General features: G+C 44.1%; 14 protein-coding genes. 1 reads left to right on the top strand and 13 read right to left on the bottom strand.

Going from position 1 to position 16,212, the window contains the following annotated elements; all coding sequences use genetic code 11:
* Positions 1-46: 46 nt before the first annotated feature.
* Both BXY41_RS05280 and BXY41_RS05275 read right to left on the bottom strand, forming a co-directional pair.
* Positions 47-1,189 carry a 2-methylaconitate cis-trans isomerase PrpF family protein gene (locus tag BXY41_RS05280; RefSeq protein WP_104435445.1) on the bottom strand — a complete coding sequence of 381 codons (1,143 nt, stop codon included), beginning with the start codon at positions 1,187-1,189 and terminating at the stop codon, positions 47-49.
* Between the two features lie 14 nt (positions 1,190-1,203).
* A complete protein-coding gene (locus BXY41_RS05275) occupies positions 1,204-2,478 on the bottom strand; it encodes an SLC13 family permease (protein ID WP_104435443.1) in 1,275 nt (424 codons plus the stop codon).
* A gap of 192 nt (positions 2,479-2,670) precedes the next feature.
* Here BXY41_RS05275 and BXY41_RS05270 point away from each other — a divergent pair, with 192 nt between their 5' ends.
* Entirely contained in the window at positions 2,671-3,579 is a 909-nt protein-coding gene (locus BXY41_RS05270; protein WP_104435441.1) for a LysR family transcriptional regulator, read from the top strand.
* Between the two features lie 72 nt (positions 3,580-3,651).
* On the opposite strand, the gene BXY41_RS05265 is transcribed toward BXY41_RS05270, so the two are convergent.
* From BXY41_RS05265 to BXY41_RS05215, 11 genes are all read right to left on the bottom strand, one after another.
* Positions 3,652-4,227, bottom strand: coding sequence for a nitroreductase family protein (locus tag BXY41_RS05265; RefSeq protein WP_341457803.1), 576 nt, complete (start codon positions 4,225-4,227; stop codon positions 3,652-3,654).
* A 153-nt stretch (positions 4,228-4,380) separates the two neighbouring features.
* Positions 4,381-5,913: an ABC-F family ATP-binding cassette domain-containing protein gene (locus BXY41_RS05260; protein ID WP_104435439.1), complete on the bottom strand. Its 1,533-nt coding sequence runs from the start codon at positions 5,911-5,913 to the stop codon at positions 4,381-4,383.
* A 397-nt stretch (positions 5,914-6,310) separates the two neighbouring features.
* A complete protein-coding gene (locus BXY41_RS05255; protein WP_104435437.1) occupies positions 6,311-7,498 on the bottom strand; it encodes an MFS transporter in 1,188 nt (395 codons plus the stop codon).
* 13 nt (positions 7,499-7,511) lie between these two features.
* The gene (locus BXY41_RS05250) at positions 7,512-8,723 is read right to left on the bottom strand and encodes an HD-GYP domain-containing protein (RefSeq protein ID WP_104435435.1); all 1,212 of its coding nucleotides are present in this window, start codon (positions 8,721-8,723) and stop codon (positions 7,512-7,514) included.
* Positions 8,724-8,817: 94 nt separating this feature from the next.
* The gene (locus BXY41_RS05245) at positions 8,818-9,627 is read right to left on the bottom strand and encodes an ABC transporter ATP-binding protein (RefSeq protein ID WP_104435433.1); all 810 of its coding nucleotides are present in this window, start codon (positions 9,625-9,627) and stop codon (positions 8,818-8,820) included.
* Between the two features lie 13 nt (positions 9,628-9,640).
* Positions 9,641-10,666 carry a FecCD family ABC transporter permease gene (locus BXY41_RS05240; RefSeq protein ID WP_104435431.1) on the bottom strand — a complete coding sequence of 342 codons (1,026 nt, stop codon included), beginning with the start codon at positions 10,664-10,666 and terminating at the stop codon, positions 9,641-9,643.
* On the bottom strand, positions 10,663-11,676 hold the full coding sequence (locus BXY41_RS05235) for a FecCD family ABC transporter permease (RefSeq protein ID WP_104435429.1): 1,014 nt from the start codon (positions 11,674-11,676) through the stop codon (positions 10,663-10,665). The genes BXY41_RS05240 and BXY41_RS05235 overlap by 4 nt, the downstream gene beginning before the upstream one ends.
* A gap of 19 nt (positions 11,677-11,695) precedes the next feature.
* Complete coding sequence (locus BXY41_RS05230) at positions 11,696-12,664, bottom strand: ABC transporter substrate-binding protein (protein WP_207657051.1); 969 nt, start codon at positions 12,662-12,664, stop codon at positions 11,696-11,698.
* 175 nt (positions 12,665-12,839) lie between these two features.
* A complete protein-coding gene (locus tag BXY41_RS05225; protein WP_104435427.1) occupies positions 12,840-13,703 on the bottom strand; it encodes a TIGR03943 family putative permease subunit in 864 nt (287 codons plus the stop codon).
* On the bottom strand, positions 13,700-15,241 hold the full coding sequence (locus BXY41_RS05220; RefSeq protein WP_104435425.1) for a permease: 1,542 nt from the start codon (positions 15,239-15,241) through the stop codon (positions 13,700-13,702). The genes BXY41_RS05225 and BXY41_RS05220 overlap by 4 nt, the downstream gene beginning before the upstream one ends.
* Before the next feature lie 4 nt (positions 15,242-15,245).
* Entirely contained in the window at positions 15,246-16,208 is a 963-nt protein-coding gene (locus BXY41_RS05215) for a CobW family GTP-binding protein (protein ID WP_104435423.1), read from the bottom strand.
* Between the last annotated feature and the right edge of the window lie 4 nt (positions 16,209-16,212).

Raw genomic sequence — 16,212 nt, 5'->3', positions numbered from 1 at the left:
TTAATCCTCCTGCTTTCTAACAATTAAGTTGTTTCATCGTCCCCGATCAGCAATATGTAAATCCTTCCAGTATCAGGTTTGCGGTCCGAAATCCAAATGTATCTTCCACAATTGTTTCATTTCCTTCCACATGGAAATCAACACCTGCTTCCAGAATACCGCCTGCATGACCGATACGGATAAATTTTGTATCTGCTCCTGGTCTTAAAACCTGATTTACCACACTGCCCGGAATAATGGCAGCCGCTGCTGTACACATGGCACCAGTCATGGCGTAGGTGGGGTGAGTCTTCTGCATGGACATCATACGGGATAACAGATCAATGCTGTCTCCCTTTATGGTACTTCCGGAGTTGGTCACATACTCATCCGGTTCTGCCACAAACGTCATTTTAGGGATTCCGGGCATCTCCCATGCCGATTTCTTGTAATCGGTGATTAATCCCATCTTAACAGCTGCAAGTCCTCTTACCGTCTCTAAAAGATCCAGTTTTTCCTGATCAGAGTCCAGTTCTTTTGGAAGTTCTTTTCCAGTCAGTCCCAGGTCTGAAGCCTTTACAAATACCAATGGATTTGCTGCATCAACAATGGATACTTCTACCTGCCCAATGCCGGGAACCTCCAGCAGATCCACTGCATTGCCCGTAGGCAGCAGCTTTCCCGAGACACTTCCAGCCGGATCAAGAAACTTCATTTTAACGGGAGCACCGGTTCCCGGAACTCCTGCAATGGCAAAATCACCATCGTATTTGACTGCTCCGTCTTTTACCTGTACCTCTTCTTCAATAATTTTCCCTGTATTTGTATTGAATACTTTAACAATTGTGACAGGCTCGGTTATTTTTACAAGTCCCTGTTCAACCGCAAAAGGTCCCACTCCGGAAGAAATATTGCCGCAGTTTCCTTTATAGCTTACAAGGGGTTTATCCACTGATACCTGTGCAAAGGTATAATCCACGTCTGCATCCTCACGGCTGGATACCCCTATAATTGCAACCTTACTTGTAACAGAAGCTGCACCTCCCAGACCATTGATCTGTTTGATATCAGGACTTCCCATGATCTTCATGAGAATTTCATCCCTTGCCTGCTCCTCAGAAGGAAGATAATTCTCCAGTATGTACACACCTTTACTGGTACCTCCCCGCATAATGGAACAGGGAATTCTTCTTCTTTGCCTATCTAACATGTTGGTTCCTCCAATTATCGAATAATTCCATAAATTCCGATTGTTGCTAAAATAGCATTTGCGATTACGCAGACAAATGCGATCAAAAACAAACGGCCGAACAGTTTATTCTGCTCCTGATCTTTGTCCTCAGCGCTTGACGCTGTCATATATGCGGCCAGGATCAGTCCGCCTCCGGTAGATGCCGGGCTGAATGCTGCTGATAAGGAAGAAGTGATTACCACACTGGCAAGCTCTGTAAAGCCTGCATTTCCAGTTCCTAATGACTGTACAATCGGTCCAAGGGTAGGGATCATGGAAGGCATTACCACACCTGTAGTTGAACTGAAGAATGATAAAATAGAAGCACTGATTCCAATAATCGGAGCCGCTGTCTTTGGTGTCATGATAGATAACAGACCTTTAGACATCAGATCCAGGCCACCCAGTTCAATTACAACGTTCATTAACACACCCACTCCACAGATTAAAAGGAGTGTTCCCCATGGTACCTTTACCAACGCTTTCTTTTCATCTGTTACGCCTAAAATTACCAATGCTGCTGCAACAAAAAATGAAGCAAGCCCTACGTTAATATTCAGACCAACAACCATGACCACCATAACCAGTACGCCAATAATTGTAATCCACTGCTGTTTATTCAGATGTTCTTTGACTTTCAGTGAAATATTGTTATTGTCCGCAGGTTTAATTTTCCAGATCTTATAATAAATAGAGAAACCTATCATAAGGATGGTTGACCATAAAATGCAGTTCCACATGACCGGGATTTCAAATCCGGTAAAACCTGCCTCTGTTCCAAGCTTCTCCATTAAAACTCCCGGAGGCGTTAATGGAGACAGGGTAAAACCATTGGCTGCCACTTTCGCCGCCAAAGCAAATAACAATGGATTTTCTCCCATGCTGACTGCAATCGTTACTGCTACTACTGTCATTAAGTTTCCTACCGCGATATTTCCTGGTCCGATAATGGTCAGGAATCCAGCTACAAGGAATATAATGACCGGAACCAGATAAGTTCTCTTTCCTGCAAGTCCGATTCCTTTTTTTGCAACAAGCTCCAGCGTACCATTCACCTGTGCAACGCTGAACAAAAACGACACCCCAACCAATGTAATAAACAATTTCGCATCAAAACCGGCCAGTACCTTGCTGTCACTCAGGCCCCCCAATCTGGCAAGAATCAACGCTGATCCGATTGCCAGGACACCAATATTGCACTTTTTAACAAACCCAATTGCCACCACTACAAATAAAAATAGAATAGATATAATATCTATGTAGTTCATGCCTGTTCCACCTCATTATTTAATTTTATCTAACGGTTACCATCTCTGAATTATAATTCGATCGATATGGTAAATATAACATTTTCTTAACTATATGTCTAATTCATGTTTTTCATATAAATTATAGTTTTTAACTATAATTTTCTTGTTTTTTTGATTTGCTTCAGGTAAAATGGATGAAGAGGTGATACCATGGATTTTAAAGATTTGAGTTATGTTTTGGCAGTTGCCAAGTATCAGAATATAACAAAAGCTGCCAATTCCCTTTATATTTCCCAGCCTACCCTTACCAAGTTCCTGCAAAGTCTGGAAAGCAGCCTTGGACAGAAGCTGTTTAAAAAGATTGGAAACCGTTTTATACTGACCTATGCTGGGGAACGATACGTGAAAAAAGCCGGAGAAATCCTCCAGCTGAAAAAAGAATTGGACAATGAATTGTCAGATATTATTAAGAGCAATATCGGGGTATTAAATATTGCATTTCCGGTTATGCGTGGAACCTATATGCTCCCCTGTACCCTTCCTATCTTCAAGAGTCTGTATCCAAATGTCATTATTAATATTAAGGAGTCTGCTTCAACCACACTGGAAAGCATGATTCTCTCCGGTGAGACAGATCTTGCCTTTTTTAACAAACCGGTAAAAAGTCCTGATGTTGATTATGAGGTCATCAGCCATGAAGAAATGCTTCTTGTCATGTCAAAAAGACATCCGCTGGCAGATCAGGGAATTACCAGGGATGATTGCAATCACCAATGGTTTGACTTAAGCCTTCTTAAGGATGAAATATTAATTCTTCAGGAGACCGATCAGCGTTCCCGTCAGACAATTGAACGTGTCTTCCAGCAGGTTGGCTTCCAGCCTGATAAGATGCTGATTACAAGCAATATCCGGGCAGGAGCAGAGCTGGCTTCCAGAAATTATGGAGTGACGTTTGTCACAGATACCCATTTAAAGCATATGAATTTTCTAGACAAGCTGATATGTTTTTCCTTTGGTACGCCAAATACCATGGTTGACTTTGTGGCTGCTTACCGGAAAGGATCGTATTTGAATTATCATGCAAATGAATATATTAAAATAGTAAAAGACTTCACATAACTTCACATAACAGAATCAGAGAATGGAAAAAGCTGCCCGGCGAACAAGTGCCGGACAGCTTTTAAACGATCATTACTTCTTTACAACAACTCTCTTGTTAATATCTTCCTTCTCTTTGCCATCTGGTTCTGCGCCGATGCCTCCAAATGGCATCTGGCCAATCAGCTTCCAGCCAGCCGGAATGTCAAACAATCTGGCAACCGCCTCATTGATAACCGGATTATAATGCTGAAGAGATGCTCCCACACCTGCTTCCCGCAATGCAGTCCAGATATTAGACTGAAGCATGCCGTTGGACTGATTCGCCCAGACCGGGAAGTTATCTGCATAGAGGGCAAACTGTTCCTGATATGACTTTACAAGTTCTTCATCGATAAAATAAAGAATGGTTCCATACCCGTTCTTAAAGGAATCAGTCTTACTTTTATCCACCTGCCCGCCAAATGCTTCATAGGCACTGTCCCACAGCTGATCCTGCTTCTCTCCAAGTGCAACCACTACTCTGGCACTCTTCATATTGAACGCATCCGGTGTTGCTTCTGTTACCTTTCTGATAATATCCAGTACTTCCTCTTCCGATACAGGAAGCTCACGGTTGATATTATAATAGGTTCTTCTCTTCTCAAGGCTCTGAATAAATGACATCATGTTTGTTCCTCCTTATTTTATATGAAACCACTATGAGAATCATCTCACTTCTCACGTGTTTTATTCATTAACAATTATTATAGTAAAATACTACCATATTATTCTACGTAAGTCAATATGGTTTTAATAAATTATATTTAACAAAATTAATTATCAATAAAAACTGATATCAATCACTCTGTCCACCCAATCCCTGTAAAAGGAAATCTCGTGGGAGACCAGCAAAACAGTGCCGGAAAATTCCCCCAATGCCTCTTTGAGTGCCAGTTTTGCCTGTACATCCAGATGATTGGTTGGCTCATCCAGTATTAAAAAATTATAAGTTCTTCCTGTCAGCAGACATAGCTTAACTTTTGCCTGTTCTCCCCCGCTTAAGGTTCCCACAGGCTGCAGAGCATGTTTTTTTGATATCCCATTCTGAGCCAGTTTTTTTCTCACTTCCATTCTATCCAGTAATGGAAAATGATCCGACACGATTTCTAAGGGTGTCAGACTGTTATTTTCCCATACCTGATCCTGCTCATAATACCCGATGACTGCCTTTTGAGAAAAACAAAAATTACCGCCTATGGCAGGAATCTGATTCATCAGGGTTTTTAACAGCGTAGATTTACCCGCTCCGTTAAATCCCGTTATCACCACCTTTTCCCCCTCTCTCATAGAAAAGTTCACACAGGATAAAACAGGAGAACCGTAACCTACAGTCAGATTTGATACCTTCAGTTTTCCTGCGGTCGGAATCGTCCCCTGATCAAACCGGAAAAAAGGTCTGATTTCTTTTTGATCCAGTGCCTCCATTCGTTCCAGATGGTCAAGCTGTTTTTGCCTGCCTCTTGCCATTTTGGATTTTCTTCCTGCTATATTTTTACGGATAAATTCTTCTGTCTTTTTGATCTCTTTTTGCTGTGCGCAGTATTGCCTTGTATAATTTTCCCGTAGCTGAGCCTTCTTTTTCAAAAATTCTCCGTAAGAGCCAAAATATTTCACCACTCTTTTTTGATCAATATCACAAATCCAGTTTGTTGTTTTGGTCAGAAACCCCTCGTCATGAGAGATCACCATAAATGCCTGTTCGATCCCGCTTAAATAATCCTGAAGCCAGACAATATGATCATGATCCAAAAAATTGGTGGGCTCATCTAAAAGCAATACATCCGGCTTTTCAATTAAAAGCTTTGCCATAATGACTTTCGCTCTCTGACCACCGCTCATTTCTCCAATCAGACGGTTCAACCCAAGGGAAGTGAGTCCCAGCCCCTGGCAAACCAGATCAATCTGTGAATCGATCCGGTAAAAATCACGATGCTCCAATTGTTCCTGGCAGACAGCCGCCGACTTAAGAGCTCCTTCCTGCCCTCTGGCTGCACGGTCATACAGCTCATTCATTCTTTTCTCCAGAGTATAAAGCTCCTCAAATGCTGTTTTTAAAAATGCTTTCATTGTCATCCCATTGTCCATGCTGGCGTATTGATCCAGATAACCCACTTTTGTGCCGGGATGCCACACCACTCTGCCCTGATCCGGTATGATCTGTTCTGTACAAATTTTAATCAGGGTACTTTTCCCCGTACCATTCTGCCCTGTAATTCCAATATGTTCTCCTTTATTAAGAACTAAATCTGTTTCAAAAAATAACTGATTATCTCCAAATGAGTGAGATAAGCCTGTAATCTCCAATAAACTCACGTCTTATTTCCTTCTTTCCTGTGTTCATTTCAAATACAGACCATTTCCTCTTTCAATCCTGATATCCCCTTTGCAGGTTTTAAATAAAAAAACAGAAGACCTGGATTAAACTCTCTCAGCCTTCTGTTTCAACTTCATACAACAAAAGGCCATGAACAAATAAAACATTGTCCATGACCCTTCACCGCAAAAAGAAGCAGGGAAAACAGGCATCAAAAGAAGAAACAGCCTGTAACGCTGTTCTTATTGCTGCACTGTTTCCCGATGAATCTTATAAGCGTATCAGTAACCGCCATACTCTGTACAATGTTTCACCGGGTTGATTTGTACAGAGTTCATTCGTCTTGTCAATTGATCGCTAATAAAAAAATTCATTATCTGCTCTCCTTACCTTTGATTAAATGACTATATCACCATCCTGATTTTCTGTCAACCCAGGCACATTCCTTTCGGACTTTCCTCCAGCAGGGATCAGTTTCCATACAAGTATACTGATAGCAGTCAGAAAAACAGCACAGAGAAAATAGGGCGCCTTTCCCCCAGCCAGCAAAGAAACGCTTCCTCCAATGAATGGGCCAATGATTCCGCCCAGACTGGTGCTAAGCATATACTTTCCATAAAAATCTCCCATTACCTGCTCCGGAACCCCTTGCACAAACAGTGCATCCAAGGAATAGTCCTGTGCCGTAAGGGCGATCTGATACAAGGTCCAGACAATGGCAAATATCTGCAGATTAGGGCTGAAAACCAGCAAAACCATGAAAGCAGCTGCAATCAGAGTCGCAGAAAAAATTGTTTTCTTATAGCCCAGCTTATCTCCAATCTGTCCGATTCTGGGACTTAAAAAGGCAGTAAGTATCACCGGCAGCATAAAGACGAATCCAATCGCCTGCATATCGGTATGATATGCCTCCATCATATATGGAATCACTAAAACTCCCACCAGCCTGACCGGTATACAATATAAAAGATTCAACATCCAGATCTTCTGTTCCAGTGGAGTATAGACCACTTTCCCAGTCCGGGAAGCCGGTTCACTTGCATGAGAAGGTTTCTTTATAAATAAAAGAATCAGCGAAACCACTGCAAAAGCAGAACTGATTAAAAAGATCTGGCTCCAGCCCTCTAAAAAATCAGTGCGTTTTAGTACATAAAATGTCAGACCGATTCCTATGATTCCGCCCAGCTGCCGGTTCCCGCCATATCTTCCAAGCCCTTTTGCAAAACTTGTTTTCTCAGCTGTAATCAGGCTGACGGCTGAAATTGTCAAGAGAATTCCCGCCGCACCCTGTACCATTCTTGCAGCCAGTAAATATCCCAGACCTCTTGCCTGGGAAAATAAAAAATAAGCAATCCCGTACAGAAGCATGGCACAACACAGCACCAGAAAACGGCTGTAACGGTCTGAAATCTTCCCAATCAGTAATCTCATTACCAATTCTGAAAATGAATAAACTGAATACAGAATACTTAACTGAAACACGGTATAGCCCAACTCTGTGGTATAAGCAGGCAGTAAAAAGTCAAAAACCAGGCATGGCAAAGAAACCAGAATAATTGATAATGCTACTTTTTCATACTTCATAAACTCCCCCTTGTTAAACAGAACTAAATGCCTGGTCTATATCCTTTGTAATGCCAGAATCCACAAAACCACTGTCTGCCATATCAGAAAGGACCTTAACTGCCTGACTGTGAGGCATTCCAGTCCGGTAAGGGCGATCCTCCGTAAGCGCCTGGTACACATCAAGACAACCCATCATACGGGAATTAAAATCCAGTTCAGCGCCTGTTTTACCAAAGGGATATCCCCTCCCGTTCAGCTTTTCATGGTGGTTGGCTGCCCATTCTGTGATGTCTTCAAACCCCTTGATCTTCTCAAGGGCAACTCTTGTATAATACACATGCTTTTTAACTGTCTCAAATTCCTCCGGTGTCAGGGCACGGGGAACGTCAAGAATGCTGTTTGGCACAGCCAGCTTCCCTAAATCATGTAAATCAGCTGCAATTATCAGCCTGGTTGTCTCCGCCTGATCCTTATTATAATATTCTGCCATTCGGGCTGCTTTTTCCGCCAGACCCTTGGAATGGCGTCTGGTAAAGCTGGATTTACAGTCAACGATTCTGGAGAATACGCCGGTAACCTGACGAATTTTATCCAGAGGCACCTCCATCTCAAAGGACGGAACCACCTCATCAAGTGCCTGCTCAATCCTGTCATTGCTTAGATTTGCCCAGACTGACTGATCTTCCACCATCTGCTGAAGAACTTTGGCAAGCCTTGGACAAACCATGCCAGCCTGACAGATGGAAAGCCATTTCAGCACCTCTCCATGAGAATAATCTCCGTCAGCAAACTTGAAATAGTTTTCAAAGCTGTCAGCCGCAGCAATAATCTGGGAAATAAGGGGAATGTCATCTCCTTCTAACCCGAAATACCCATTTCCGTCATAACGCTCATGATGATAGAGAATTACATCCTGAGGTTTTGTCAGAAACGGGTAATCTTTTATATTCTTTTCTCCAATCATACAATGGCCTCTGGAGCCTTCAAATCTATTTACTGCATGATCCCATTCCCCGGGAAGCTCTTCATAAAGGCTTGATTCACTTAAACCGTTATCATGCAGGATAGAGAGCGCAGCTGCATCATAAATCTCTTCCTCTGATAAATTCATCCTCCTGGCGATGCATACGGTTAAATATGCCGTTCTCTTTCCATGATTGGACTGCATTCCCAGCCGGTCCTTCTCCATAAAGTCCAATGCAAAGGAGACAGCGATTAAAAAATCATTTAAGCTGAATTTCATATCGTATCAGCTCCTTCCTTATCCAAACCAGTAGAGTCACTCATCTACTGGTAAATTTTGTATAAGTTTATTGTAAATCAGCCAGTGATGTCTGTCAACCAGAATGGGCTGGGGTCATGTTCCTTCCTCTGCCATGGGGGATAAGTAAAGGTGTTCCAAATAATGGGTCTGTGGAGATTTCACACTCCAGATGAAAGACTTTTCTGACTGTCTCTGCAGTCATAACCTCTTCCGGTGCCCCCTCGGCATATACTCTGCGATTACTTAATGCAACCATGTGATGGCCGTAGCGGCAGGAAAGATTTAAATCGTGAAGTACCATAACAATGGTGCGTCCTTCTCTGGCATTTAAGTCATAAAGCAGATCCAGCACCTCAATCTGATGGGCAAGATCCAGATATGTAGTGGGTTCGTCTAAAAGCAGGTACTCCGTTCCCTGGGCAAGAGTCATGGCAATCCAGGCGCGCTGGCGCTGACCGCCGGAGAGGGAATCTACAGTTCTGTCAGCGATACTTATCACATTGGTATCTTCCATGGCTTTTTGCACCATTTCCTCGTCCTGCCTGGTCCATTGCCCCATAAAATTCTGATGAGGGTATCTGCCCTGTCTTACTAACTGGGAAACGGTCAGTCCCTCCGGCGCAGTGGGACCCTGAGGCAATACCGCCAGTTTTCTTGCCACAGCCTTTGTGGACATTTTAAAGATATCCTGTCCGTCCAGAACCACGTTTCCTTTGCCGGGTCTTAACAGACGGCAGAGGGATTTTAGCAGCGTTGACTTTCCGCACCCGTTGCTTCCCACCAGTATGGTGATCTTTCCTTTTGGAATATGAAGATTTAATTGTTCTATAATAAGCTGGTCTCCGTAGGACAGAGATAATTGATTGGTCAATAATTCATTCATGTATTTTCTCCTGTCAATTGGACTGATTGCGGCTGCGGTAAAGCTGGTAAATGAAAAATGGAGCTCCGATTGCGGCAGTAAATACTCCTGCAGGCACATCAACCGGCAGGAATACCGTTCTGGCTACCGTATCGGAAACCAGCAGGATCAAGGCACCGATCAGTGCCGAGGCAGGGAGCAGAAAGATATGCTCTGTCCCCACCAGACGGCGGCCCATATGGGGTGCAATCAGACCGATAAATCCGATGGCTCCCACCACAGCTGCCGCGCCTCCCGATAAAGCAGCGCTGAGTAAAATAATGACTGCCCTGTGTCTCTGTAAATGAGCTCCCAGACCTGCTGCCACTTCATCTCCCAGCCCCTGCACATCAATATGGCGGGAGTATGCCATGGAAAAGAAAAAGCAAATGGAAAACCAGGTCAGAAGAAGGCGCACATCGTTCCAGTCCGCGCCATACACACTGCCCACCATCCATAAATAAGCCTTATCCACTGCCGCATTTTTACTTTTAGAAAGCAGCAGGGTGGTCAAAGCACTTGTCACAGATGAAACACCGATCCCGACCAGTATGAGCCGTATGGGGGTTACTCCTTTCTTAAATGCCAGCAAGTAGACAAGCACTGCTGCTACAAGTGCTCCCAGAAATGATGCCAGAGAAAGGAAAACCGTTCCACCATCCGGAAAATAATTGAGGAACAGAACTGCAAAAAGACTGCCTCCTCCGGTAATACCGATTACATTGGGAGCGGCTAAGGGATTTCTTATGGTACCCTGAAGGAGAGTTCCGGAAACTCCAAGTGCTGCTCCTGCAAGAACTGCAGTTGTTGCACGGGGGAGCCGGACAGTCTCCAGAATCATTTTCACCTGGCTGTCAGACTTTCCAAGAATTCCAAGAAGAACAGTATCTAGAGAAAGAATCAGAGATCCTGCGCAGACGCAGGCCGCATAGGAAGCAGCCAGTAATATGGCAAGTATCAGAAGCTTTCTTTTTGGTGCTGATGCACCTTTTGCAGCTGCAGTTTTTAATCTTAATTTCATCGTCTGCCTTTCCCTCCTTTTCTTGCGATATAAATGAAAAATGGTGCACCTATGAGAGCTGTCATGACTCCCACCGGTGCTTCGGAAGGCATGACTATAAATCTGGCCAGTACATCAGCAGATAATAAAAGAGCCGCTCCCAGTACTGCGCTGTAGGGAATAATCCACCTGTGATCCTGCCCCACAAGATTTCTGGACAAATGGGGAACTACCAGACCCACAAAGCCGATGGAGCCTGCTGCTGCCACGGAGCTGCCTGCTAATAATATAATGCAGACTCCCATTATGATTTTAACAAGCAGGGTACGCTGTCCCAATCCTTTTGCAACGTCATCTCCTGAAGATAAAATATTCACAGGAACCGAAAGCAGCAGGGCCAGAAGCATACCTGCTGCCATATAGGGAATCACCATCATCTGCTGTTTCATATCACGGCCTGCAATGCCTCCTGCCAGCCAGGATAAGGTGTTACGGATTCCCGATTCGCTTAAAACCAGAATTCCCTGGGTAAAAGAGGAAAAAAGTGCAGTAATGGCAGATCCGGCCAGTACGATCTTAACAGGTGTCAGACCATCTCTCCCTACCGACCCCAGAACGTATACACAAACGGCAGAAAGAGCCGCTCCTGCAAAAGCTGCCCATAAAACACCTTCCGCAGGCAGATTCCCTGCAAAGGAGGAAGCTAGCACCGCAAAAAAAACGGCGCCTGAATTAATCCCCAGGATACTGGGGGAAGCCAGGGGATTTCTGGTCAGTGCCTGGGTCAGCACGCCGGAAACCCCTAAACTTCCACCCACCAGCATGGCTGTGACTGCTCTTGGAAGCCTGGTATGTATAACCAGAATATGCTCCGTCAAACCAGGATCAAAATGAATAAACGCCTGAACTACCTCATGAAAAGCAATGGAATAAGTACCAAGAGATACGCTGGCTCCAAAGCAGAACACCATTCCTGCAAGAAGTCCAGTTAATACTGCTGTTTTTTGTGTTGTGGTCCGCAGCCAAGCCATAGGCCTTTCTCCTTTTCTCTTATTCTATTCCGTAAAATTCATATACTTCCTCAAGCATATGCATGGCTGCCTGAGGGCCGCCGCCGCTGTTCCAGAATACAGAATTAACCGGATATACCTGATTGTTTTTTACTGCGGTCAGATTGGACCATAATGGATTGGAGGTCCATTTATCCCGGTTTGTCACATTTTCTGCCTCATTTAAGTTGGTCTGGTCAAAAATCAGATCTGCCTCCATCTGTGGAATTGCCTCCTCAGACTGAAGCATAACCCCCCACTCCTCTTTCTTATGGCTTTCCGGACGTTCAATCCCCATGTCATCTAATACCGTAGCAGCAAAGCCTGTATAAACGATTCGGGCATGATCCGCCCGGAAATCAATCACTGCCACCTTGGTATCCTTGATTTTATCTGCTGCCTTTTCTTTAAAATATGCGGTTTTTTCATCCCACTTTGCAAAAAACTCTTCTGCCTTTTCTTCTTTGTTCAGGGCTTTTGCACAGATATTCAACGTATCCTTCCACTGATACACCTCTTTTACCATAACAGTTGGTGCAATTTCATTGAGCTGGGAATATATTTTTTCATGACGGACTTTAGAAGCAATAATTAAATCGGGCTTTAGCGCAATGATCTCCTCTAAGTTGGGCTGGGTTTCTATTCCTAAATTCACCACGCCATCCATCTGACCCCTTAAGTATTCATAAACCGGCTTTTCCGCCCAGGATTCTACTGCACCAAGAGGGGTTACGCCAAGAAGGAGGGCGCTGTCCGTTGCTCCCTGGAACAGCGTTACAACTCTAAGAGGCGTTCCTTTGATCTCCGTTGTTCCCATGGCATGTTCAATGACTCTGGAAGACTCCCCTTCCGTTGTCTTCGCAGTTACGGTTTCTGTTTTCGTACTCTCCCCACTCTGTCCGGATGCCCCGCATCCAGATAAGAGAACTGCAAGTACCATGAATCCGGAAAAAAGTTTTATAAGCTTCAATCTTATACACTCCTTTGTTCTTATTGATTTAATTTCTCATTAGTTAGTTTATGCTAACTAGCAGAAATACCTGTACAGTCTATCATTGGATCCACCTTCTGTCAACATAGGACAACTGAGATAAAATATCAATAAAGCAGGAGAAAAATGCGTTACGCACCGTTCTCCTGCTTTATCAGTAATAAGGATAAACATACTCCTGCTGGGGCTTTTCCGCTGCCACCATGGTTTCTGCTTCAATGGTAGGATAACCGTCTTTTACAGACAGCTTTCCCGTAACTGTAACCCAGTCATTCTCTTTAAACCCCTGCCCTTTTAAGTCATATGCCATCAGTCCCATGGGCGCCATATCTGCGGAACAGCACCACATGGACAGACGAACCAGGGCAAATTCATTTTCCTGCCGGTTTTCCAAATCTAAAAATACAAATCCTTTCATGGTAACGGTATAGCCCTGGTATTGATCCCCATGGGCCCCAAGCTCTGTCATCCATGCATAATAGTCATCATCTGCTATGGTAATCGTCTTGCTGTCCTGATCAATTCCATTTAAACCGGCTCCTTTTAAAAGCTCGGGCTGCTCAGTCTGTCCCTGCTGGTCATCCTCTGCATTTCCTTCATAACCGGCACTATAATCCGGTTGTTCTGCCTCTGCCGTTTCCTGTTCACTGGAACTCCCATAACCATTTCCGCCACTTTCCAAAGAGGATCCGGGTATGCTGGAACTGGAATAATTCTTTATTGCAGCACTTCCCGTCGGTGGTGCCGGCGGCACTGCTAAAACAAGAATGGGAATACCAAGAACCACACAGTGAAACAGGCGGGCTTTATATTTGGGGCGGAAAACTCTGGAAACTGCCATTCCTGCCCACAGTACCATGACTGCAGATAAACCATATAAATAAGGCTTCATTCTTGGAGTCACATAGGACAGATAGGCGCCTGTTACAGTCAGACGAAACAGAAGAATTCCAAAAATCAGATAGCAGGCCGTTTCCGTCAATGCCTGAATATTCAATCCCTTTCCTCTTAGTTTCATATCCGGATCCCTCCGCTTCCAAGTAAGGCAAATATTCCAACTACACCAAAGCATATCAGGAACGTTGTAACAAAAAGGCGGACAATAAACTTCTTTTCAAAACCGCCAAGAAGCATAGCTCCATTCTTTAAATCAATCATGGGACCAAACACCAGAAAGCCCATCAGTGCCCCAGCCGGGAAAACACCTGCCATGGTTCTTGCCACAATTGCATCGGAAGAGGAGCACAAAGACAGGATAAATGCCATTGCCATCAGAAACCCTACCGATGCCAGGATGGGAATTCCCCCTCCCGACCGGGTCATTCCCGGCCATACCTCCTGCAGCACGGTGGATACAAAAATCCCCGTAAGCAGGTACGTTCCAACTGTAAAAAATTCATTCTGGGCATGACGCATCATCTTAAAGAAACGGGCTGCTTTGCTGTCATCCGATGTGGGAATCTCATAATCTCCGTACCCATCTCCTCCCTGTATTACCGGATCTGCTAACAGAACCTTCTGGGGAGGACTGATCAGACAGGTCAGTCCCGTCAGCACTGCACATAACATTCCCAATCCGCATCTTGCTGCAATGATCTTCAGGTTCCCATTAAAAGCATACCAGGTAGACAATATTACAACCGGGTTAATCACTGGAGAAACCAGCATAAAGGTAACTGCAGCCGATAACGGAACTCCTTTTTTTACCAGACCTTTAAACACTGGTATGGAAGCACAGTCACAAACCGGAAGACAGAATCCCGCCACTATGGCAAACAGCTGCCCTAAAACCATATTCTTGGGAAATTTACTCCGGATCCAGTCCGCTGATACATAAACCTGTATGGCGGAGGAAAGTAACACCCCGATCACAAGAAAAGGCACCGCCTGTAAAAACACTCCCAAAAACAAGGTAACAAAAGATCCCAGATAAGTATTGGCTATCAGATAAAAAATGGCTGCAGCAGCCACCAGTAGCAGGGATATCTGGGATTTTACTTCATACTGAAACATTTTTTTCTTAAAACGATCCCATTTTCCTTCTGTAAATACATGGATGTCAGGATTAATCTGAAAAAGCTCCCGCGCATTTAGTTCTGCATTCTCCTCCGCCCTTAAATACGCCAGATTGCCTGCAGCAATCTGGGACATGGAAATCAATCCGGAATCTGCAATTTTGTGCTTCAGACCTTTTTCATCGCCTGCATAAATAACCTTTTCCACATGGATGGCCGGCTTTAAATGAAACTGAAGAAACATCTCCTCAAATCGATGAAAATGCTCCATTCCGTTCCACTCAATTAAGATTAACTCTGCCGGATCCTTCTTTATCTCTTCACAAATGGAATCAGCCACATCGTATGGTGATTCCTCTATTTCCGCCTTAGAATAATAAAGAGAGCGCACTCCTTCCCCTTCAGCAAGGGGGGTGTCTCCCCTCTCAAATTGAATCACCAGGACTTCCTGTTCAGAAAGCTCTTCCCGGATTAACCGGTTTATCAGCGTTGTCTTCCCGGAATCAAGAAATCCTGTGACTACCCAAGCAGGTATTACCATGGTGTCATTCTCCTTTAAACAATGATATAATCTGTTCTTTCTTTATTCCCGTCCCGATAAAACACACACTGTTTCCTTCTCCCCGTAAGCTTTGTATCTTAAGCATTCCGGGTATGTAATGAAAAGAAATGCTTCCAGCTGGCCCTTTCACGATCCCTTTTCCTCTCAGAATCATTCCATCAGCCTGACCGGTCACTCTGTTAATTTTCGCTTTCAGCTCCTCCTCTGTAAGAACTTCCTCACAATCGAAACTTACTGATAAAAAGAAGTCTCTGGTAAAACGAAACAGAGGTCGCACCGCACATTCTCCCTTACCGCCGGTTCGAATCTTCCGATTAAGCGCTATGGGCTTTTTCAGATCTTCCATCAAAGACTCCGTAAGAGAAACCCTGTCGCCCTCACGAAATACTTCTGCAGGAATCCCGTCCCAAAAATCCGCTTCAATTCTTGCCTCAGGATTCAGTTTCCTGATTTTATCCATGGTCTCCCGGATCTCTCCTGCTTTCCCGCTTAAATGGCTCAAAAGAATTAAATCACCGAATTGAATCTGATTAATAAACACGTCTCCGAAATTTTCCCTGTATTTATCAAAATTCATCACATCCACCACCGTAATACAGCGGCAGATCTTCACCAGATCCTTTTGGTTCATACAGGCTTTAATAATATCAGAAAGTCTCCCTGCTCCAGACGGCTCCACTAAAATTACCTCCGGCGCATACTCCTTTACAACCTGTTCCAGGGATCTGTTAAAATCTCCGTTCAGACTGCAGCAGATACACCCTGAGTTTAAACTGGTCACAGTTAAACTGTCACCTTTTAAAAGTTCTTCATCGATTCCGGCATCGCCGAAATCATTTTCTATTACTACAACCTTCCGGTTTTCAAAAACGGCAGGGACCATAGTCTGTATCAGTGTGGTCTTACCTGCCCCAAGAAAACCGGATATGATATATAAATCTGTCATTGAT

The organism is Lacrimispora xylanisolvens (genome assembly GCF_002934545.1).
In the GTDB taxonomy this organism is placed as follows: Bacteria; Bacillota; Clostridia; order Lachnospirales; family Lachnospiraceae; genus Lacrimispora; species Lacrimispora xylanisolvens.
Note: the sequence above shows the minus strand (reverse complement) of the source record. Positions and strands in the feature narration are given on the sequence as shown.

Bases quoted from the DNA above. Each gene is read 5' to 3' on its own strand.
- BXY41_RS05280 (WP_104435445.1), bottom strand. From the start codon at position 1,189: ATGTTAGATAGGCAAAGAAGAAGAATTCCCTGTTCCATTATGCGGGGA.
- BXY41_RS05275 (WP_104435443.1), bottom strand. From the start codon at position 2,478: ATGAACTACATAGATATTATATCTATTCTATTTTTATTTGTAGTGGTG.
- BXY41_RS05270 (WP_104435441.1), top strand. From the start codon at position 2,671: ATGGATTTTAAAGATTTGAGTTATGTTTTGGCAGTTGCCAAGTATCAG.
- BXY41_RS05265 (WP_341457803.1), bottom strand. From the start codon at position 4,227: ATGATGTCATTTATTCAGAGCCTTGAGAAGAGAAGAACCTATTATAAT.
- BXY41_RS05255 (WP_104435437.1), bottom strand. From the start codon at position 7,498: ATGAAGTATGAAAAAGTAGCATTATCAATTATTCTGGTTTCTTTGCCA.
- BXY41_RS05250 (WP_104435435.1), bottom strand. From the start codon at position 8,723: ATGAAATTCAGCTTAAATGATTTTTTAATCGCTGTCTCCTTTGCATTG.
- BXY41_RS05245 (WP_104435433.1), bottom strand. From the start codon at position 9,627: ATGAATGAATTATTGACCAATCAATTATCTCTGTCCTACGGAGACCAG.
- BXY41_RS05240 (WP_104435431.1), bottom strand. From the start codon at position 10,666: ATGAAATTAAGATTAAAAACTGCAGCTGCAAAAGGTGCATCAGCACCA.
- BXY41_RS05235 (WP_104435429.1), bottom strand. From the start codon at position 11,676: ATGGCTTGGCTGCGGACCACAACACAAAAAACAGCAGTATTAACTGGA.
- BXY41_RS05225 (WP_104435427.1), bottom strand. From the start codon at position 13,703: ATGAAACTAAGAGGAAAGGGATTGAATATTCAGGCATTGACGGAAACG.
- BXY41_RS05220 (WP_104435425.1), bottom strand. From the start codon at position 15,241: ATGGTAATACCTGCTTGGGTAGTCACAGGATTTCTTGATTCCGGGAAG.
- BXY41_RS05215 (WP_104435423.1), bottom strand. From the start codon at position 16,208: ATGACAGATTTATATATCATATCCGGTTTTCTTGGGGCAGGTAAGACC.